At 40.9% G+C, this 22126-nt stretch carries 16 protein-coding genes, 1 pseudogene and 1 riboswitch; of the genes and pseudogenes, 10 read left to right on the top strand and 7 right to left on the bottom strand.

The annotated features are described in order from the left end of the window. Positions 1 to 134 precede the first annotated feature (134 nt). The 3 genes and pseudogenes from AC0L4E_RS15420 (at position 135) to AC0L4E_RS15430 (ending at position 3532) form a co-directional block, all read left to right on the top strand. Positions 135 to 1801: pseudogene (locus tag AC0L4E_RS15420) on the top strand (DUF342 domain-containing protein). Between the two features lie 53 nt (positions 1802 to 1854). After that, on the top strand, positions 1855 to 2232 hold the full coding sequence (locus tag AC0L4E_RS15425; RefSeq protein ID WP_473679922.1) for a DUF4144 family protein: 378 nt from the start codon (positions 1855 to 1857) through the stop codon (positions 2230 to 2232). A gap of 169 nt (positions 2233 to 2401) precedes the next feature. Beyond that, positions 2402 to 3532, top strand: a complete 1131-nt coding sequence (locus tag AC0L4E_RS15430) for a site-2 protease family protein (RefSeq protein ID WP_473679923.1) — start codon at positions 2402 to 2404, stop codon at positions 3530 to 3532. A 119-nt stretch (positions 3533 to 3651) separates the two neighbouring features. Here AC0L4E_RS15430 and AC0L4E_RS15435 read toward each other — a convergent pair whose 3' ends face one another. The 3 genes from AC0L4E_RS15435 to AC0L4E_RS15445 form a co-directional block, all read right to left on the bottom strand. After that, positions 3652 to 4788, bottom strand: a complete 1137-nt coding sequence (locus AC0L4E_RS15435; RefSeq protein ID WP_473681690.1) for a succinylglutamate desuccinylase/aspartoacylase family protein — start codon at positions 4786 to 4788, stop codon at positions 3652 to 3654. A 40-nt stretch (positions 4789 to 4828) separates the two neighbouring features. After that, a complete protein-coding gene (gene lysC / locus AC0L4E_RS15440; RefSeq protein WP_473679924.1) occupies positions 4829 to 6178 on the bottom strand; it encodes a lysine-sensitive aspartokinase 3 in 1350 nt (449 codons plus the stop codon). 140 nt (positions 6179 to 6318) lie between these two features. Beyond that, positions 6319 to 6495, bottom strand: a riboswitch (Lysine riboswitch). A gap of 433 nt (positions 6496 to 6928) precedes the next feature. Further along, positions 6929 to 7363 (bottom strand): DUF3293 domain-containing protein, encoded by a 435-nt coding sequence (locus AC0L4E_RS15445; protein ID WP_473681692.1) that lies wholly within the window; start codon positions 7361 to 7363, stop codon positions 6929 to 6931. 684 nt (positions 7364 to 8047) lie between these two features. On the opposite strand from AC0L4E_RS15445, the gene arcA reads away from it, so the two are divergent. The 3 genes from arcA to AC0L4E_RS15460 all read left to right on the top strand — a co-directional run bounded on the left by arcA (position 8048) and on the right by AC0L4E_RS15460 (position 11564). After that, positions 8048 to 8764: a two-component system response regulator ArcA gene (arcA, locus tag AC0L4E_RS15450; protein WP_102526580.1), complete on the top strand. Its 717-nt coding sequence runs from the start codon at positions 8048 to 8050 to the stop codon at positions 8762 to 8764. Between the two features lie 233 nt (positions 8765 to 8997). Then, the gene (locus AC0L4E_RS15455) at positions 8998 to 10011 is read left to right on the top strand and encodes a sensor domain-containing diguanylate cyclase (protein ID WP_473679925.1); all 1014 of its coding nucleotides are present in this window, start codon (positions 8998 to 9000) and stop codon (positions 10009 to 10011) included. Positions 10012 to 10193: 182 nt separating this feature from the next. Next, a complete protein-coding gene (locus AC0L4E_RS15460; protein ID WP_473679926.1) occupies positions 10194 to 11564 on the top strand; it encodes a MipA/OmpV family protein in 1371 nt (456 codons plus the stop codon). Positions 11565 to 11674: 110 nt separating this feature from the next. Here the strand turns inward: AC0L4E_RS15460 and AC0L4E_RS15465 are convergent, their stop codons facing one another. Then, on the bottom strand, positions 11675 to 12811 hold the full coding sequence (locus AC0L4E_RS15465) for a hypothetical protein (protein ID WP_473679927.1): 1137 nt from the start codon (positions 12809 to 12811) through the stop codon (positions 11675 to 11677). After that, positions 12811 to 14241, bottom strand: coding sequence for a bifunctional D-glycero-beta-D-manno-heptose-7-phosphate kinase/D-glycero-beta-D-manno-heptose 1-phosphate adenylyltransferase HldE (gene hldE / locus AC0L4E_RS15470; RefSeq protein WP_473679928.1), 1431 nt, complete (start codon positions 14239 to 14241; stop codon positions 12811 to 12813). The genes AC0L4E_RS15465 and hldE overlap by 1 nt, the downstream gene beginning before the upstream one ends. Before the next feature lie 103 nt (positions 14242 to 14344). Here hldE and lpxL point away from each other — a divergent pair, with 103 nt between their 5' ends. The 4 genes from lpxL (at position 14345) to AC0L4E_RS15490 (ending at position 20039) form a co-directional block, all read left to right on the top strand. Beyond that, positions 14345 to 15271: an LpxL/LpxP family Kdo(2)-lipid IV(A) lauroyl/palmitoleoyl acyltransferase gene (gene lpxL / locus AC0L4E_RS15475; protein WP_473679929.1), complete on the top strand. Its 927-nt coding sequence runs from the start codon at positions 14345 to 14347 to the stop codon at positions 15269 to 15271. Between the two features lie 458 nt (positions 15272 to 15729). After that, complete coding sequence (locus AC0L4E_RS15480) at positions 15730 to 16695, top strand: L,D-transpeptidase family protein (protein ID WP_473679930.1); 966 nt, start codon at positions 15730 to 15732, stop codon at positions 16693 to 16695. A gap of 168 nt (positions 16696 to 16863) precedes the next feature. Then, positions 16864 to 18339: a M16 family metallopeptidase gene (locus AC0L4E_RS15485; RefSeq protein WP_473679931.1), complete on the top strand. Its 1476-nt coding sequence runs from the start codon at positions 16864 to 16866 to the stop codon at positions 18337 to 18339. Beyond that, entirely contained in the window at positions 18339 to 20039 is a 1701-nt protein-coding gene (locus tag AC0L4E_RS15490; protein ID WP_473679932.1) for a M16 family metallopeptidase, read from the top strand. Before AC0L4E_RS15485 ends, AC0L4E_RS15490 begins: the two co-directional genes overlap by 1 nt. A gap of 94 nt (positions 20040 to 20133) precedes the next feature. Here AC0L4E_RS15490 and AC0L4E_RS15495 read toward each other — a convergent pair whose 3' ends face one another. Together AC0L4E_RS15495 and nrfA are read right to left on the bottom strand one after the other, a co-directional pair. After that, the gene (locus AC0L4E_RS15495; protein WP_473679933.1) at positions 20134 to 20565 is read right to left on the bottom strand and encodes a GFA family protein; all 432 of its coding nucleotides are present in this window, start codon (positions 20563 to 20565) and stop codon (positions 20134 to 20136) included. Positions 20566 to 20684: 119 nt separating this feature from the next. Further along, on the bottom strand, positions 20685 to 22085 hold the full coding sequence (gene nrfA, locus AC0L4E_RS15500; RefSeq protein WP_473679934.1) for an ammonia-forming nitrite reductase cytochrome c552 subunit: 1401 nt from the start codon (positions 22083 to 22085) through the stop codon (positions 20685 to 20687). Positions 22086 to 22126: the final 41 nt, after the last annotated feature.

Genomic DNA, 22126 nt, shown 5'->3' on the forward strand with positions numbered 1-22126 from the left:
AAATAGTCTGAAATCATCAAATAATTGACTAGTTTTTATCACAAAAAACCGCTACATTTTATTAATTAATAATAAAAAATCGCCAAAAAGGCGCGTGGCCCGTATTTTAAAACGGCCAGATAATAAGAGGTTTTATGCTGGATTGGAGCTTAGCGGTTTTAAATGAAAACCAAACTCAGGTTGAGTTTCGTGTTATTCCTAACACTCATGGTCCAGTGTCAGAAGACGATGTCAACCAACTGCTAACGCAGCCAGAGTTTGCCATGTTGCGCCCTATGCAGCACAACATTCATAAAGCCGTGGCAGAAATTAATGCACTAAGTGGCCAAGACAATGGTCAGCATGAATTATATTTTGTTATCGCTGAACGTGCTGATGGCAAAGTCACTATTGAAATCAGTGAAGATAAAATGTCTGCCTCAATGACATTAGAAGCAGCTTGGGGGGAAAAGACCCTTCACTTCCTATGATCCTCAACGCCCTCAAATCTCACAAAGTTAAAATGGGCTTAAGCAAGCCAAAAATTCAGTCTTTAATCCAACAACTATCCATCTTACCTCCAGGGGAAACTTGCGAAAGCCCCATCGCTATAGGCAAACTTGCAATCAACGGTGTAAATGCCACGCTAGACAGAAAAGTTCCTCTTGCGCGCGAGCGATTATTACAGCCCCAAGAGCGCGAAGACGGCTCGGTCGACATGCGAAACTTGGGCGCCATGATCATGGTAAAACCTGGTGATGTACTTATGGTTAAAACGCCTGCAACACCAGGGACTGCTGGTTATAACGTTCATGGTGATGCCATACTGCAAGTTGAAGGAAAAGATCTATCAATGCAGCCAGGAACGGGTACAGAACTATCAGCTGAAGATCCCTATCAACTGATTGCCAATGTAGCTGGCCAACCTGTCGAAAACCGTAAAGGTATGCAGGTTGACGATGTCCTGCAAATAAAAGATGTGGATGTAAAATATGGCCATGTTGATTTTGAAGGAAGCATTCTAATCACAGGTGACGTTCACGAAGGCATGCAGGTTAAAAGCACCGGTGATATTACAGTTATGGGTTTTGTTGAATCGGCGACTTTAGAAGCTGCTGGCGATGTCATTGTCAGTAAAGGCATTATTGGAAGACAAATTAAAGAACATGAACTAAGTAACAATATCACAGCTCAAGGACAGATTTGCGCCCAGTTCGTGCAGTATTCAAATTTAACGGCTCACGGTGACATTCTAGTTACTAAACAACTGCTACATAGCCATTCGCAATCAGACAATGCCATTATTGTCAGCGATCCCAATGCCAAACGAGGCGATCTTGTTGGCGGTATAGCAACAGCCAAAAAAGGCATCAAAGCCGTAGCTTTTGGCGCTACAGCAGGCACGAAAACTGAACTATTTTGTGCTATGCACCAAGCTGAACTTAGAGCCGAAGTAAAAAACTGTGATGCAAAAGCTAAACAGTTGGTGGTTGCAGGGCTCGATATTGAAGCTAGATTAAGAAAGCTGCCTCCAAAAACTGAATGGCAAACTGATGCAGGCATGATTGAGCAAGTCAAAATGATGCTCGATGAGAAAAAACAGGTTGCGAGTAACCGCGCCAAGGCAGAATCAGAATGTAAGCAGCTGCAGCAAGAGACCGAAGGATATTACAGCAAAAACTTTATCCAAGCAGAAAAGCATATTTTTGCTAATGTCGAAATTCATATTGGTCCAGCTAAAAACCGCACCCAACGAGAACACGGCCCATGCCATATTAAAAACCTTCACAATGAAATAAGTTTTGATTACGGTAGTCACTAAGCCCTCGCTGTAATAAGTTAACCTTAGGCAGTCAACAGATAGTGATGGGTCTTATGGATACGATTTATTGGCCTGCAATCATAAAGCAGCAACACAGTGAAGAACTCATATACCTAGCCAGCGAAAGAGACTGGCTAGAGTTTTGCTGTTTACAACCTCATGTAGATGATAGCCAAGATAAACTGTTAGATAGTGCTGAGGTGACATTTGATATTGTTATCCAACCACAGCAGAAGCCTTATTCAACGTTGTCACCGGCGACTGCTGATTTACCGCAACTCATTATTAGTCAACGCCCTATCGATTTAGTCAGCTTTATTCATTATGTTCGTGAACATGCCGTGCTAAATGGTCATTGCTGTAGTGCTAAGTTAGTTTTCAGCGATATAAAACAAGGGATCGAAACCGTCGCATACCTTGAGTCTAATTAACAGAAGTCGACTTAGTTAGGGCTGTATTTTAATTCGCTTGAGTCACCTCCTCCTATCAGGCAAAATGCCTAACGTTTTGAATAATAGATTCATCTTTAGTAAGTCACTAAAAAAATCAAAACAAGCAACTTTCACTTTAATCAAACACAACAATGGAACAGCTAAATTTATGGAACTGCTGAATATAGAATGCCTTGGCAAACGTTTGCGATTAGAAGGCTCTATGGCGGGTTGGCAACAACTTTACTGGGACAATCAAATTGTTTCTCAAAAATCTGCCTCAGTGGATAATCAAGCTTTTAATATTCATGAATTTGAGCTGTCTCGCCCCGCTTCCATGCAAACACCAACTACCGATGGTGTGATCACTGAAGTCAGCAAAACCATTATCAAAGTTCGCCTTGAAACCGATGTTCAGTGGCAACCATTTTTAATTAACTATGTGGTTCTTGTTGATAACGAAACCATTGCTGAAGGGCAAAGGAATACTAAAGACATTGAGCAACAAGTCCCTGAAGTCGCTCCGGTAAAAACTCAAAAGTTCAGTATGATTGGCCTTGCTTCTTTAGGCTTTAAACTACTTAAAAGTGCCAAAGTAATCAAAGCTATGTTAGCTGCTGCAAGTGTCGCCGCTTATTCGTGGTTGTTTTCTATCGAATTTGCCTTAGCTTTAATTGCCTGTTTAGTTATCCATGAATACGGCCACATTAAAGCAATGAAACACTTTGGTATGAAAACCAAAGGGATTTACCTTATTCCATTTATGGGCGGCTTAGCGGTCAGTGATGAGAGAATCAATACCCGCTGGCAAAACGTTGTTATTTCCATCATGGGGCCGACATTCGGTTTGTTGATGTCCATAGGCTGTATGGTGGCATATTGGGTAACTGGCAATATCTTTTTTGCAGGACTCGCCAGTTTTAATGCCCTATTAAATCTGTTTAACTTACTGCCTATTTTACCCTTAGATGGTGGGCATATTCTTAAAAGTATCACCTTCTCCATGAACAGCATGGTCGGGCTTATCGCCTGTATCGCGGGTGCGGCAGTTGGCGTGTTTATCAGCTACAGCTTAGGATTAGCACTACTGGGGTTCTTACTACTCATTGGTAGCTTAGAAATAGTCTTTGAATGGAAAACCCGTCATCAAAGCCATCTATTACCATTAGATAGATACGGCCAGATCTTCTCAACCATTTGGTACTTTTTAACTGTGGGTATTTTGATTGCCATAATCTGGTACTTTGCAGGCTCTGGTGATGAAATGCTCGCAATGCCACTTGAGATTTTGAAAAGCTAAGCCTAACTCTAAATCTAAGTATAAGTTGTTAAATGAAAACTCTGAGCCGTTGAACTTTGAAGACTAGACTTAAAAAGCACTAAGCTTAGAAAGAACTAGGCTTTAAAATAATAGATTTTTTAAAGCTCAAATACCTCTGTCATCACTTTATAAAGCTCGGTGCCTTGATGCACCGATGCAGATGCAAAGTGTAAAACAGGAACACAATCACAAGGTAAACTTACAGGTAGTAACGCTTGTTCAGTGCCGTATTGATCTAACCTTAATAAGTTAACTAAAGGCTCACCTGCTGCTAATGGTTTACCAAGTTCAGCACAATACTCAACTAAGCCAGCTTTAGGTGCGTGGAACTTTCTATAATTAGCTAAATAACAACCCCAGCGAGGCATTTCAGCTGGCTTAACCTGCTCTTTTATCACCCCGCGATGGCTCAAATAAGCCAAAATTCCCAACGCATCTTCTTTAGCATCAGCCATATCAATCCGTTCTTGGCTTGCAAGCTCCATAGTAAACGCTGCAACAGGTACAGCAAACTCACGACCTAAAGATGCGCAGTGTTGCTGCAATTGCCACCACGGATAAAACGCCGCTTCATCCATGGCACCGCCAAACTCATTAGGGATAATCAATGAAAATGGAATCGAAAATAGCGCAGCAGATCCCATATCATATTCAGGGCAATAGAGATGTTTCGCAGATTTGGGGCCCGTATGTAAATCCAACACAATATCGGCATCATGAGCCATCGACTGCAAAGTCACCGCTAAACGATGACCCGTGCTAATTCCCCAGCCATTATTTAACCGAGTTTGACAGCTGCTTAGTAACAATTGTCTAAATGCACTAAATAACTCTACATCATTCAGCTGTTTATTTGCTTCAAACCAACGAGGGATATCAGCAACGATGGCGGCATGTTCATAATACTCACGATTCCAATTAACCCCAGTGATAGGATCAAATCGACCTAAAGTAAACTCACCGCTTTTTTGGTTTATCCCCAAAGGATTCGCTAATGGAACACAATGAATATCACCAAGCACAGTGTAGCCTTCAAGCATTGTCATTAACTGATGTATGACTGCATTACCCTGTACTTCTGCTCCATGGACATTGGCTTGAATATAAACTGACGCAGCATTTGCATCGCTTCCCTTATAAGTATAAATCGGCGCAGTCAGTGTTTGGCCTGTTGCCAACTCACCTAACGCCACACTTGATACCAATGCTTTGGAAGTAAAACTTGCTGCAGTCATATTATTAGCCACCGACATTCATGAGAAATAGTGATTTACATTATTCGAATAAATTCTGATGCAGTGAATTTACCACATCAGCTGCTTCTGACTCTGCCACTAAAACACATAAATTATGCGGGCTAGCGCCCTGACAAATCATCCGTACATTATGGTTTTCAAGCACAGAGAACACGCGGCTACAGATACCCGCAGTTGACGCAATTTTATTACCAATAATTGCTACTAATGCCAACTTGTCTTCGACTCGAACACGGCAATGCTGCGATAGCTCTTGTAGTAGTGACTCACTTAATAAGCCTTGGCCACTTGAATCAGAACCAGTTTTATCCAAAGTCAGTGATACATTCACTTCTGAGGTCGTAATCAAGTCGACCGAAATTTTATGTTTAGCGAGCGTTGCAAACGTTTCAGCTAAAAAGCCCTGTGCATGTAACATTTGTAGGCTATGTAAGTTCAATAGTGTTTGATCTCGTCTTAGCGCTACTGCGCGAAACACTGGGACTTCTTCAACTTGATGGCGGATCCAAGTTCCTCCTTGCTCTGGTGCTTTACTTGAACCGACAAACACTTGAATCTTTTGACGAACAGCCGGAAGAATAGTCGCTGGGTGCAATACTTTTGCGCCGAAAGTAGCCATTTCAGCGGCTTCGTTAAAGCTAATTTCTGGGATAGGTCGAGCATTAGGCGCTAAACGTGGATCAGTAGTGTAAATCCCAGCGACGTCAGTCCAAATTTCAACCGCATCCGCCTTTAATGCTTCAGCGAGTAATGCTGCAGAGTAATCACTACCACCGCGACCTAATGTCGTCGTACGACCTTCGCTGTCGGCACCAATAAACCCTTGAGTCACTATAACCTGCTCAGCTAAAAGCGGCGCTAAATGCGCAGCCCCCAACTCAGCAATCTGCTCGATTTGTGGTTCCGCACGACCAAAGTGGCTATCAGTTCTCAATACCTGTCTGACATCAAACGCGCTTGACGGTGTGCCCTTTTGACGAATTACAGCAGAAAATAATAACGATGAACATTGCTCACCCATTGATAAAAGCTCATCAATAATGGCTTTACTTCTATCAAGCACTAATGCATCGCTGAGTGATGACATACGACTTAAGAGTTTATCAATGGTTGCGGCCACATCTTGAGGACGTTCTAACTTATCTACAATGTCATATTGTACTTGTGCTATTTGAGTCAACAAGGTCATGCGGCGCTGATCATTGACGTTCGCTTGAGTCAGCTCGACTAACAAGTTAGTCACACCACTTGAAGCGCTTACGACAACAACACGGGTATTGGGATTTGCAAGAATGATATCTGCGCAGCGATTCATCGCTGCAAAATCAGCAACTGATGTGCCTCCAAATTTAGCAACGACTAAACTCATGACAACACCTCTGCGGCAAACTGATTAAAACATACAGATTGAAAAACAAGATTTAAAAACATGATTACACTCCGAACTTACTTCGTTCGAAGAGCCTGGTGCAGTGATAACGCACCCTTAAAGAAGGGAAACAGCAATCTTTCACCAGAAGCTCTCCACCAATTAATAGGTGACAATCGTTAGGATTCAGCCTAATCGACCGACATGAAGTGAAACCAATCACTTGCAATATCTCGGCGCTAATCTCCCTCATAAGTCGTCATCGGAATTGGTTTTCCTCAAACTTACTACCTAGCAAACGCTCCTCTTCTGTTTCTTCCCTAAGGAAGAAAATGAAAAATACCAATAAATACACATCCAAGTCAATTCAGATGTGTAATAAATTTACCAAATAACAGAATATTAAAAACAGGACACTTATTTACTTAAAAACGTAAAGGTGGTGATTTACTAAAAATAAAAGCTAAAACACTTTAAATACAGTAACAAAGAAGACGGTAAAAAACAGTTTATCGGATGTTTTAAGCGGGAATGAATCGATTTGAAGCCCATAAACCATAACCAGAAATCATTTATCGGTTCACAATAAAGCGTTTATAGGTGTTTAATTGACTAAAATTCATCAAATCCAATAAAAATTATAGAGCAACAATTCAATTCCCGATTTCAGTTAAACAACAAATACAGCTTGAGAGTCGTTACATTTGCTATTTTGGCCACTCAATTAAAGGTATTGAGTAACTGCGCAAATTACTCATGTAAATCAGGTAACTCATTCACCACTTGCGAGCGAGCAAAGAAATCACCAATCATCACTTCTGCATCAGGGGCTTCGCCGCATGCTACCAATGACAATAAACCTTGGTTAACATAATAAATTGCATGCTGTTTAAATTCTCGACCTAACTCCAGTGCTTGTTGCTTATCAATAAACACAGCCCAACTTTTCTCCATATGGGATAAATCAGGAGCGGCACCAATTAAAGAACGATAAGGGCTGTTGTATTGTTCAATCTTCCGCTGTAAGCGACGATCTAATAAGCGGTTTTGACAGGGAGTCAAAACATTTCCCAAAGGGTTATGAGCTGTGACAATTGCGAAAGGAATATCGTTAGATAGGCCTTGTGTTAGTAAAAATTGTGTTCCTTGATACTTGTGCCAAAGGCTATCGATTAAATTATCCATCATTTAATATTCTCTATTGAACCCAGTTAAGTGTAGCAAACCCTATGTCGCGACAATACCCATGTGACTCAAGTCACAAGAACAATAATTATATTATCACATAAAATCAATAACTTATCTAAAAAACCAATTTTGTAACAATTATGGAGAGTAAATTTGTTAACATTTCATTTGTTAACAAATGCCTAAAACGAGTACAATAATCACCACTAGCTAGATTTTGCTACATAACTATAAGTTGTGATACAAGCTGTTACATTAATCGGTACACTATTTAGCCATTAATTATTCAAGCTTGAACATTTTGTTCTACATTTTAGATGATACAAATATAGGACAATATTAAATTGCCAAGGAACTTTTATGAGCAATTTAATCTCATAGTGTAATGAATCTTTGTTTTAATAGATCTTTCGACTGATTGTGAGTGAGTTAGAACTCATCATACAATCGGAATATTGATTTTTTATGATCACATTTATGTCACGAATGTTTCTTTTTAATAATGTATTAAGCTGAGTGTATATAATGTAGCTAGTCATGAAGCGTGTTTTGTTCAGGGCAGACATAGATAAACACCTATCGTGAAATGTATAAATTATCGGCGCTTTCATTATTTAAGTAGCGCCACCGCCCTAGTGCAACATGACTAGAATCGAATTGTTTTTAATTTAGGTAAATAACATGCAAAACCCACACATTCTTATTGTTGAAGATGAAGCTGTAACCCGTAATACACTGCGTAGTATTTTTGAAGCAGAAGGGTATGTAGTAACTGAAGCAAACGATGGCGCTGAAATGCACAAAGCCATGCAGGATAATAAGATTAATCTTGTTGTTATGGATATCAATCTTCCTGGTAAAAACGGTTTATTGTTAGCTCGTGAACTTCGCGAAATTAACAACATCGGCCTTATCTTCCTTACTGGCCGTGATAATGAAGTTGACAAAATTCTTGGTCTTGAAATTGGCGCTGATGATTACATCACTAAGCCATTCAACCCACGTGAATTAACTATCCGTGCTCGCAACCTATTAACTCGCGTTAACAGTGCTGGTGCAGAAATCGAAGAAAAAGGCTCTGTAGAGTTCTACCGTTTCAACGGTTGGAGCTTAGAGATCAACAGCCGTTCTTTAGTTAGCCCACAAGGTGAATCTTACAAGCTTCCACGCAGTGAATTCCGTGCGATGCTTCACTTTGTTGAGAACCCAGGCAAAATCTTAACTCGTGCTGACCTGTTAATGAAGATGACAGGCCGTGAACTTAAGCCACATGACCGTACTGTTGACGTAACGATTCGTCGCATCCGTAAGCACTTCGAAAGCTTACCTGATACGCCAGAAATCATCGCGACTATTCACGGTGAAGGCTATCGTTTTTGCGGTAACTTAGAAGACTAATTTCACATTAAGTGAAAACAAAAAAGCCAAGTCCATGACTTGGCTTTTTTATTATCTATCCTTTTCCAAAGCTAATGTCAGCCCCAACTAAACCTCTCACTATTTTTGAAACCGAAGAATAGTGATGGTTTACGCTAAATAAAAAGAGTTCAGCAAATTAATTTACACAATTGACTAATGAGCCTAATAATCGTACAAATATCAATTCACCTAAAGCATGGATGAATAGCAAAATGGATACCCAAGCTTCAAAAATTGAAGCATTAACAGCACAAATTGCAAAGCTTGAACGTGAAAACGAAGCTTTAAAACTGCAGCGAAACCAGATACAACAACAGCTATCAGCTACGCTAGATGGCACTGGCCTGTGCTTGTGGGAGCAACATGTGCCAACGGGTGATTTACGGATATATAATCAAGAATGGGGCTCATTGCTGGGTTATACCCGTGAAGAATACGCCGCCAACATGGAAAGCTGGAAAGGTAGTCTCCACCCTGAAGATAAAGATTGGGTAATAAAAGCCTTCGACGACCATATACAAGGAAAAGAAGACATTTACCAAGCAGTACATCGTATGATCCACAAAGATGGTAGTGAACGTTGGGTATCAGATAGAGGAAGAATCGTTGAGTACGCAGCAGATGGCAGTCCGCTTAAAATTCTCGGAACCCATATCGACATCACTCAAGAGAAACGCTATCAACTAGATTTAGCTCGGCTAGCCCACCGCGATCCTCTCACAGATTTACTCAACCGCGCCGCTGCAGAGAAAGTCTATAAAAGCATGCAGGTAGAAAGAGAGTTCAACTCTGGTACGCTGTTGTTTATTGATGTTGATAACTTTAAGCATATAAACGATCGTCATGGTCATCGTTTTGGTGATTTAGCTTTAATAGAAATCAGCGGTACTCTGCAGCATTATTGCGAGACATTGTTACCTGAGGCTAAAGCTAAAATAGCCAGAATTGGTGGCGATGAATTTGTCATCATTACTTCAATTTCAGAATATCAATTAATCAGTATTCTTGCCGGGGCTCTAATAAGCCACTTTAAGCAACACCAATCTATCAATGATAAACCTGTATCTTTAGGGTTAAGCATTGGCATAAGCTGTTTTGGAAGAGACGATAAATTTACTAAAGTCTGTGAGCAAGCTGATAATGCTATGTACGGGATAAAACAAGCTGGAAAACATAACTACTCTTTTTGGCAACAACCTAAAACCATTTCTCAAGTCATCGGCTAAGCTAATTCTGTTTTCGTTTAAAAAGTTAACAACTTGCTATAAAAAGCACCGTATTTGACTATTTTGAAGACCCTCCATGCTATAATCCTTTCAAAGTTGCTGTAAACCCTAATAGTTTTAGGTTTTAACTTTCCTCTTAATTGTTAACTTTTTATTCAAATTCATTACTGGTAGCTATGACTATGTCCCGTTATTCGCATTATATCCCCCTCTTTTTATGTATAAGCCCGCTAACGGTTTTTGCCAGTGAGAATATCGAAGTAGAACCATTAGCTACCACTCAATCTGAATCAAAAGCGGAGTCGGAATCCAAAAGTAGTGAAAATGTAGACTATTTCCCCCAAAAGTGGGGTGTGGGAATTGGTGCACGCCGCGCAGACATTCCTTATGCAACAGAGGATGATGTTGTTTCCGATGTCATGCCGCTTATTGAGTTTGAAAATGATTACTTCTTTTTAGATGGATTAGAAGGTGGTGTTCACTTATGGAAAAATGATGAGCATCAAGTAAATATTTACAGTCGATTTCGCTTTGTAGATATTCCCAAAGAATATCAAAATGAAACTCAATCTGATGCGTTTGATTTTGGTTTCCAATATCGATTTCAAAAAGATGGTTTAGAAGCTGATGCCGCCTTTATGAGTGATGGCGACAAACGTTACTACGGTTATACGCGCACCCAATATCATTGGACTGGTGGCGATTGGCAGCTTAACCCTTACGCTGAATTCCAATGGAAAAGCGACTCATTTAACGAGCATTATTATGGCTTAGATCAAATAGATCCTGGAGCGGGTTTAGCTTTTTCAGCGGGGGTTAATGCTAAATACCATTTGGCGAGTAACTTATATTTACTCGCCAATTTCGGGGTCACACGTCTTGAAGATGACATTTACGAATTACCAACCATTGAAAATCAATATCAATTTGAATCCTTCTTTGGTTTTGGCTTTTATCCTGACGCTAAGCGACCAAATAATAATCCTGTACCAAAAGAAAGCGGCGAGTTTTTACGAGTCGCTCATGGCTGGGCAACCCCTTCAAATCTCAATGATATTCTAACGGGTAATGCAAAAGGCGATCGCTATAATAACCAACTAACCTCATTGTTCTATGGTATCCCACTTTCCGACAGCCTATTTACTCTACCAATTGACCTATATTTTACTGCCGGTGGTGTATGGCACCATGACTCTGAAGTCCAAGATAACTTAGCCGAAGGTGTTATCGGCGTTAAAGCTTTTTACACCCTTGATTTAGGCTGGCGTTTTCGGATTGGTGTCGCTGAAGGGCTTTCATATGTTTCAGAAGTCACCTACATAGAAGGAAGTGAGCTGGATGAAAAAGATTATCGACCGTCTAAGCTACTCAACTATCTAGATTTCTCATTCGATGTGAATATTGGAGATGTCTTTAATCATGCTCCACTTAGCAATGCATGGCTTGGTTATAGTATCCACCATCGCTCGGGTATTTTTGAAACGAGCTCAGCCTTTGGCCGCATTAAAGGTGGCAGTAATTACAACACTGTGTACGTCCAATGGCATTTTTAAATGACGAGCCTGAAGCATTAATAACTTGCAACATTGATCATTTGAAGTATTAGTAAATTATCACTAATTCGTACAAAAAAGCCTGCTCTTTATTTAAGTTGCAGGTTTTTTTATTCTGCATTAATCAATTTAGTCGCTTCCGAAAACTGCTCAATCAACCATTGATCAGCCGATGAGCTCCCCATCAACATCACAAGCGTAGGTTGTAACACCTCAATTAAACGAGCCTGACGCCAAAACATATACCTAGGTAAAGGTTGCGAAGTGCCAGAAGTAAAAGTACGCTGAATTAAGCTAGATATCTCCATCATTTCGGTGTTTTCAATCGACAAAAATTGCGGATACACCTCAGTGACAAAGTCGCTATATTCATCATATTGAATTATATCTTCTTGTTTATAGTGAGTCAGTAGCCACAATAATTGCGGAGAACTCCAATGGCTCATATTGTCATTATTATTGATAACAGCCATATTGCGACGATGAAACTGTTGCCATGCAAGAGTTAGATTCTGGGTTTGATGCGCTACACGCCATGTCAGATAAATATCTGCTAACCATTCATGCTCATAGTGACTTAATCGAATTGGAAGTCCTCTTCCTTGCTGAGCAATATTTTCCAAATGACCGATCTCATGCCACAAAGTTAATTGACTTTGTTTGGCTAAATCTAATTGGTATATATCTCCATCTACCACCACACTTTGAGACAATACAGGCAACAAATTATTCAGCACAATAACGCCTGCGATTTCACTATCAATAACAGGCATTACCACAGCGCTTCTTAAACCCAAAGTTAAAATAATTGCATCATCACTTGGTAACTGACGAACCACAGTATTTGGAAGTTGCCAAAGGCATTGCTCGTATTCGTCAATTGGGCATAACAGTGCTGTTTTACCTGCAACTGATTCACTTCTAACAGAGTGCAATTTAGTAGACTTAAATGATTCAGCAAGAGTTTTTGATGAGACTTGGGAATAACTGTCTTGTTCGACTAAATCAAGCTCTGGCTTTAGTTCTGGTTCTGGCTCAAGCTCTGACTGAAGTGCATAATCAGTGCTATGTTTTAAATTAGGAAGGAGGTCAGTATCTAAGCTGACAGCTAAATTTGGACTGTTAGCTGTCGAAGTAATAGGTAAACTTGAATCAAAGTCAGCGTTAGCCATATCCATAGCACTAACGCTAACGCTAACGCTAACGCTAACGGCACTGATTAGAAAATACAGTGCCGATATCTGCATTACTTTTTCGCCATAATATTTTCAATTATCGCAGTGGTTGAAACGCCATCTTCAAAACCAAGAATTTCAACTTTGCCACCCGCTGCCATCACTTCAGCGCCGCCAGCAACTTCTTCAACTTTGTAATCGCCACCTTTTACTAACGAGTCAGGTAACAAACGGCTGATTACACGCTGCGGCGTATCTTCACTGAAAGGAATAACCCAATCAACCGATGCTAAGCCAGCAAGCACTGCCATACGGCGATCTTCTTGGTTAACCGGTCGACCTTCACCTTTTAAACGCTTCACTGATGCATCGTCATTCACCGCGACAATAAGGCGATCGCCTAACGCTTTGGCTTGTTGTAAGTAACTCACATGCCCAGCATGTAAAATATCAAAACAACCATTGGTCATTACCACTTTTTCGCCACGTAAGCGTGCTTGTTCAAGTGCGTAAGCAAGTTGATCTTCACTCACTACACCAAAACCAGACTCACCTTGATTCAAGGCTAATGCTTCAATTAACTCAATGCGGCTCACTGTCGCCGTACCGAGTTTGGCAACAACTACACCAGCAGCAATGTTTGCAATAGAACATGCTTGCGCCATCGTGCTGCCCGCAGCAAGTGACGTGGCTAATGCTGAAATAACCGTATCGCCAGCACCCGTTACATCATAAACCTCACGGGCAACAGTAGGGATATGTAATTCAGCTTCATCTTGGCTAATTAGCGTCATGCCCTTTTCAGAGCGAGTCACTAACATGGCATCAAATTTATGTTCTTTAATAAGCTGCTTTGCTTTTGCAATTAAATCAGCTTCATCGGTTACTGTTCCTACAACCGCTTCAAACTCACTCATGTTCGGAGTCAGTAGTGATGCGCCGCGATATCTGCCAAAATCAGTTCCTTTCGGATCAACTAAAACAGTCACACCTTTCGCACGTGCTTTGGCAATAAATTCAACCGGTGAATCAATTGCACCTTTGGCATAATCTGACAGCACTAATACATCAACGTCATCTAAAAGAGCTTCACTGCTGGCAAACAGGTTTTCGCTGTCTGCTTTAGCGTATTTTTCTTCAAAATCTAACCTGATTAACTGCTGATTACGAGAAAAGACTCGTAACTTAGTAATCGTTGGTTTTTCAGCAACCGTTAACCAGCGAGGCTCAACACCTTGCGCTTGAACGCCCACGGTCAATGCTTGCGCGGTTTCATCAGCGCCCACAATGCCAGCAAGTTGGATTTGCCCACCTAACGCTGCAATGTTTAATGCAACGTTTGCAGCGCCGCCTGGACGGTCTTCAATTTCTTTAATATTTACTACAGGTACAGGTGCTTCTGGTGAAATTCGGCCTGTGGGACCAACCCAATAGCGGTCAAGCATGACATCACCGACGACTAAAACACGGGCTTTTTCGAATGCAGGGAGAGATACCTTCATAGTAAACTTTTTCTTTTTGCTGACTTAAACCGTGATTGTACCTAATTTTGCTATAAAATTAAGTTAGAATAGAAACTAATTTTGAAATTTGGATGAGTTATTCGTGGTAGAAAAAGCACAATTTGGTTCTCATTTATTACATCCTAAACACTGGCCTTTATGGTTAGGTGTTGGTTTTATGAGACTTACCCAACTATTACCGTTACGTTGGCAAATGGTTATGGGTGCTGGTTTAGGTAGATTAGTCCTTAAATTTGCCAAGAGTCGCAAGCATACAGCTGAGCGAAACTTACAGCTTTGCTTCCCTAATATGCCTGAGCAAGAAAGAGAACAACTGCTTAAACGAAACTTTGAAGAAACCGGCAAAGCCATTTTTGATACGATCAATGCTTGGTGGTGGTCAAACGATAAAATACAGCGTCACATGACAATGAAAGGCGATCAGCATGTCACTGATACCCTCGATAGTGGCCACGGAGTTATTTTATTTGCCGTTCATTGTTTGCCGCTAGAAATGGGCGCAAGAATGTTTGGTCAATTCCAACCGGGGATTGGAGTTTATCGTCCGCACGATAACCCTGTTATGGAATACCTGCAAGTTAGCGGTCGCCTGCGCTCTAATAAAGGCTTAGTACCAAAGCGTGACTTACGCAATATGGTCAGAAGCCTTCGTAATCCAGATGTTATTTGGTATACAGCAGACCAAGATTTTGGTCGTTCAAGTGCGGTATTTATTCCACTGTACGCCGTGCCTGAAGCTGCCACGATTACCGGAGCAACCACGCTTGCCAAGCTCGGCCGCGCTAAAGTATTACCGTTTTTTGTCGAACGTAATAGTGACGATAAAGGCTATCATATGGAGATAATGCAGCCGCTTGATAACTTCCCTGGTGAAGACGAATTGGCTGATGCGATTCGTGGTAATAAAATTATTGAGAACATAATTGATAAGAACCGTAGTCAATATATGTGGCTTCATAGACGATTTAAGACTCGTCCAACTAAAGAAACGCCTTCGTTATACAAGTAGCCTTAAGCGCAATAATAGCCCTAAGCGAAATAATAGCGTTAAGCGCAATAATAGCCTTAAGCGAATATTAATAGCCTTAAGCTATATAAGTAGCCCTAAGCGAATATTAATAGCCCTAAGCGAAATATGAATACCTTTAGCGTAATTCAATTAAGCTTTAAACAAGGCTAACAAAGTAGATTAGACAATTAGCAGCAACAAAAGGTGAATAAATCCGGTCACCTTTTACATGACTCAAATGAGAAAATGCTAATAAAGTTTCTGGCCAGCTTGAAATCAGTTAAGAAATGATCAACGATGCCATGCCTAACACCATCAAACTAATGACTAAGTATTATTTAGAGTTCAAAATAACGTGCTAGGTAGTTATCAATAACCATTTTTGCTAACGATTCGGCAACTTATTTCAGTTAGCATATTGAACCGAATACATCATAAATTAGGAACAAGTCGCCCTTATGTTAAAGTCGTTTTGCGCTACAGTGATTGCTGTTTCTACCCTTTTAGCCAGCATGAATGCTGCCGCGATAGAATATCGTTTGCCAGCCAAAGACAGCCGCCTAATTGGTGAAAACCAATATTATGTTGTCCCTGAGGGAAAGCTCACTCTAGAAGCGATAGCTGCTGAGTTTCAATTAGGCTTAAGCAACATGATGGAAGCAAATCCTGGTGTTGATCCGTATCTTCCGAAACCAGGAAGCACCTTAGTTATCCCTCATCAACTAATTTTGCCAGACACGCCTCGCAAAGGGATTGTCATTAATAGCGCCGAAATGCGCTTATATTATTACCCAAAAGGTAAAAATACGGTTGAGGTATTGCCTATCGGTATTGGCCAAGTTGGCCGTGACACCCCAGAGAACTGGGTGACTCAAGTCTACCGTAAACGTGCTAATCCAACTTGGACTCCGACGCAAAACACCCGCAAAATTTATGAAGCTAAAGGCATAGAATTGCCAGCGGTTTGGCCTGCTGGCCCAGATAATCCAATGGGATTATTTGCACTTTATGTCGGTAACTACTTTGCTGTACACGGCACCAATGCCTCTTTCGGGATCGGGCTACGTGTTAGTCAGGGCTGTGTAAGACTGCGTGATGAAGACATTGAGCACTTATTCAGTTCGGTTCCTGTCGGTACTCGCGTTGAGTTTATTAATCAACCGATAAAAGCAACCGTTGAGCCAGACGGAAATCGCTATTTAGAAGTCCATCAACCTTTATCTGAAACGATTGAACAGTTTGAGTCTACTGAGCAGTTACCACTAACGTTAGATAATAAAATCACTTCTGTTGTTGCCCATGCTGAAACGGACTCTTTCACGTTAAAGCGCTTGTTAGAGCAACGCACCGGTATCCCGACACGGATTAATAGCATACAGCACGCTCAATTAGATGAAGACGCCTCACCTGTCGAGTCAGAATAACGGCTCACATATTAAAAGTATTTACTTAATTAAAAACGCTAAATAGTTTAATCACTGTTTAGCGTTTTTTGTTTTCTAAGTAGAGAGTTATCACTTGAGTCGCACTCATTAAGCCAGTAGTCTAAATCTCAATGCTGGTCTTATTAATGAGGAAGTTTGAAAACGGTTATGGATAAAAGCACAGCTTGCCTAAACATTGATTTCAAGCATGACAGCCTAGTCTCAGTTTTGTTTTTAAACTGTATATTTGTATTAGCAGTGAGCTTACTTCCATTTAACTCACATGCATTTCAATGCGATCTAAAGCCTCAATTTGAGCAACTTCAACAAATTGAACAACAAATAAACCTCAATGAATTCGAAAACGGCTTAGTTGTCAGGCAAGTTAATCGCCCTCAACAATCTACAGTAGCAATTGCCAGTCAATTTAATGTAGGTTCTCGCAATGAAACTGAAGGTCAAACAGGTTACGCCCATTTATTTGAGCACCTCTTATTCAAAGGCAGCGAGAATGCGCCCAAGGATAGCTACCCTCAACAGATGAGCGCTATTGGTGCCCGCTTTAATGCCAGCACTCACTTTGACTATACCAATTATTATTTAACCATCCCTGCGCAGGCATTGGAGCTCAGCTTATTTCTTGAATCAGACAGATTTATTCGCCCTGTTTTATCTCAAGACACAGTTAAAAACCAGCAAGGCGCAGTACTTGAGGAAATAGCCACTAGCATAGATAACCAGCCCTACCTTCGCCCTGCGATGGAGTTTTTATTGTCCCAAGTAGCTGATAGCCCTTATGCCCATGCCATTATTGGCAGTAAAGCAGATGTTATGAGTGCGACACCGGCCGAGCTTGAGCAGTTTCATCTGCACTACTATCGCCCCGACGCAATGCAATTGTCATTAGTGGGCAAACTAGAAGATAATTCACTTCAAAGCGTTAGGCAGTATTTTGCCGATTGGCAAGCCCCTAATCATCCTCAAGATACGTTCACAGCTATTTCAGTAACCCCAATGGCAATTAAAACTGAAATAGTGGATGAGCGAGGTCCATGGCCTGCATTACTCATGGCTTGGCACACCGTAGGCAGAAACCATCCTGACTTTGAAGCCATTAACCTGTTACAAAGCTACTTATTTCAGAACCTCAAGAGTGCACTTTCAGCCAACACATTAGAAAATCCACCGCAAATGCTCAGCTACTCCATTCCCTTGACCATGGAAAATCATGGTGTGACCAACCTTGTATTGGTGCCCAGAGCAAATACGTCATTAGATGAATTACAAGACTTGGTAGAATCCTTGTTTAATGAAGTCCTGCAGGCAGGTATTGATGAACAGGCTTTGTGCGGTTTAAAAGCTATCGCCATGAATAAAGCTCAGCTGCACTATACCAATAGTCAGTCCTTAGCCAAATTTCTCTCAAATACCTCAGTTCGAGATAAGTACCATCCGATAACACAGCCTTGGCAACGAACCAAAGCTGTCACCTCAGCTGATATTCAGCGAGTTACAAAGCAATACTTCATCGATAAAGCCGTTAGAGTTGACCTACTTCCTCCTTGGTACATCCGTTGGGGTAAAACCTTGTTAGAAATCATGCCTCAAGGGTTTGCTGACTCATTAGAAAGGTGGGCGCTATAGTGAATATTGTGATGAGAAAATATCAAATCAGCATATTGTTGAGCTGTAGTCTTGTATTACTAGGCTGTCAGCACTCGCCGATTAAGTTTACTGATGCAGAGCCTCCTAACTTACCTAAGTTCACTCCCCTTAAGCAGGCGCCTAGCTTACAAGCGTTACCTGCATCCATTTCACCAAAGCATCATATTGAACCCACAAGCGTAAAGGTTAGTGAGATTTTTACCACTTACACATGGCCTATAGAAGAGACTGCGACAAACAGCCACAACCTAAATCGTATTTACTTTATTGGTCTCTCAGCAACCTCTTCTCTTGAAAACCCAGATGTGCTTATTGAAGCGTTTTCTCAGCGCCTTAGTGAACTTGCTAATCAACAACACTCACCAGAGATCTCAGCGTGTTATAACAGTATTCGATTTAGAGCAAGCCTCCACAGTATTGCCACCACTATGCAGTGTTCGCAACCTATTGAAGAGATGCTGCCACTCATCTTGGGTTTCTGGAATGATGAATCACTTACTCATATCAATGTCGAAACTGTCCAACGAAATTTAAACCTTAATAAGCATATTGGTGCATTTACAGGCTCTGAAATAGATAAAGTATTTCGCAATCAATTACTCGGCGAACAGCACCCATATAATCTTAATATTGCTAATCAAGAGTTAGTAAAAGCGTTAGATGAGTCTATACGTTTATCGCAATTACATCGCTCAACACGTGACAAAATGCAGTGGCACTTATTTAGCTCCACTTCTGGCAATCATGACTATATTGGCACTCATAACCTTAGTGGCACCCATAACCTTAGTGGCACCCATAACCTTAGTGGCACCCATAACCTTAATGGCACCCATAACTTTAATGACACTATGTCCAGTGAAATAACATGGCCTAGTTGGTTGATGCAAAATAACAGTCACCACAGTGCTCAAAATGGCCAAGGGGTATCCGGCGAAAATTTAACATTCAACGTAAACCCTAACGTTGACTCAGACTCTAGTTCAGGGGGTGGTTCAGACTCAGGCTCAAAGCTTGCTCAAAAGCAAACCATCTATCTCATCGATGCACCTGATACCGTGCAAACTCAAGTTCGATTAGGCTTTGTAACAGATAACAAACAGCAATCACGAAACCTTAATTCACCGACAACAACCACACTTGATAGCAGCTTAGGTTGTAAAACTATTGCGCCTTTACTTGGTAGAAGTTACACAGGAAGATTGTTTTATGATTTACGAGAAACACGTGGATTAACCTATGGTATTTACGGTCGTTGTATTGATGCACCATTAAGCCAATATCTATATTTTTATGGCAGCACAGCATTAGAAAATTCGGGAGCATTTATAAAAGGGATAGTGGATCACACTCAATTAATAACTCAACAAACTGTTAGTCAGACCGAAATTGATGCCGTTGCCACATATTTAATGGGTCAACGTCAGCTGTCAATAGATAACACCTTTGGCAGGGAAAGCGATTACATACGTAATTTGTTATCAGGTAAAACAGTCCTGCAAGCACAGCAGCAAGTCAATGCGATAAACTCATTAACCCCTGAGCAATTAAGGCAACTCTCTATCGAAACCTTATCGAGAGTTCCAACGATTGTGCTTCGAGGTGATGCAGATAAAATCACCAAGGACATTAATGAAAAGTTACCGAATTGGACAATAAAACGTATTTCAGCAAACTAGCGGATCATATCCTTATACTCAGTTTCCATTTAGCTGAGTTTGAGTCTGCATTCCAAAAACTATTGAAAACACGGTTGCAGGCTCGAGATTAAAACTAAGTGGTTCTTTCTTGCTCGTAGCGATTGCAGTTATCAGTAATGGTTAGCCACGATACTTGGTTTGCGGTATAAATATGATAGTTAGGTTTTATTAAGCTAGGCTCATCTAATGATCCAATCGTGAGGGTAAAATAGTCTGGGTAGCGGGTATCTCGAAAACTCAAACTGCAACCACATTGATTACAAAACCCACGTCGAACATGACCAGATGATTTGTATTCTGTCACCTCGCCTTTTACCCAGGTAACTTGCTCAATTTTAAAATCCATCCAAGCTTGAAATACCGCCCCAGATGACTTTTGACACTGCTTGCAATGACAGTAATCAGCGTCAAATGGTTCAGCTGATACTTGATATCTCACTGCACCACATAAACAACCACCTTCAATCAGTAATAAGTCCTGTGTATTAGCCGCTGGTTTATCCATGTCAATTCCTTCGCTATTAAAATCAAACAGGTATCATTCTATACATAAATAATAGGCAAAAAAAAGCCCTCAAAAGAGGGCTTTTACGTGGAGTATGCTTATCGAAGTAACAACTTTATTTAGTAAGTTGCTTCGCGCTTTTTAGCTTCAGCATCCCATTTAGGAGCAAGTTCTTTTAAGAATCTTTGCTTATCAGCATTCATCTTATCCATGTCCATACCTAATGCTTCCTGTGCTTTCTCTTTAGTAGAGATATCAGGGATAGCGATTGGCATTTTCACGCCTTTAGCTGCAAGAAGTTGAGCTAGTTGAATACGTGCATTAGCGGCTTTATCAACTGCGCCACCTAAAATACGTAATGCTTCAGCTGGAGCATGTGCTGCAACACCGTGAGATGCTGTAGCGTAATCCCAGCGCCACTGACTGTGACGAATATCCGTTAGGATTGGCTTCATTTCAGTTTCAGTTGCACCAGCTTCCCAAGCTGCGCCAGCTTCGAAGTGAGCGTGTACAAGTTGAGTTTCAGCTCTTAGCTTAATTTCAGTCACGTTCTTTTGATTCTCGTGAGTTACTTCCATCATGAATTCTTTAGTTTTACCTTCATGACAAGTTGCACAAGTTTCGTCGAAGCGATCGAAAGGGTTACCTACTTTATGGTCAGTGAACTTACCTTTACCATTTGCTTTAGCAACACGTGGCATGTGACAGTCAGTACAACTTACGTTGTTTTTACCGTGCATACCTAACATCCAAGTTTCATAACCTGGGTGTTGTGCTTTTAGCATAGGCGTTTTAGAAATTGCGTGAGTCCAATCAGAGAAGTTAATCGCATCATAGTAAACTTCCATTTCTTCAACAGTTGTACCGTTGTCCCATGGGAATTTAACGTAGCCTTTACGATCTTCAGTTTTCTCGAAGTAGTACTCAACGTGACATTGACCACAAACCATTGACTGCTTGTCTTTACGAGATGCTTTATCAAATGGCTTATCGATTGCTTCTAATGCGCGATCAACATATGGACGAGAAATACGTAGTTTTGGTGAACCTTTTTCATGACAATCGCCACAACCTAAAGAATTGACGATTTCAGCACCGCCTTTAGACCACTTACCTTTAAAGTAGCCATCTTCGCCTTGCTCTTCAATCATACGAGGTACATCAGGGCTTTTACAGCTCCAACATGCCATAGGCATAGGGCCGTCGTCTGGACCAGTTGGTGCGCCAGTACGTAAAGTGTTACGTAAGTCAGTCACGGTATAATGATGACCACGAGCTTTATTGTAATCTTTAGCAAACCCGTAACCTGCCCATAACACAACTAGGTTTGGGTCTTCTGCTAACACATCAACGATTTCGTCGCTTTCTGATGTCGCATGCCAAGTTTCATATTGGAGTTTATACTTATCTTTATATACTTCATTTCGTGGTTCAGTTTTATCACTAGCCATCGCACTAGTCATCATAAAACTTGTTGCCATCAACGCGCTAAGCGCAACAACCTTTGCTTTCATTTTCATCACCGTTCATCTCCGTGTTACATTTTATTTTAAATATTCAC

Source organism: Shewanella sp. GJ50-10, assembly GCF_055808815.1.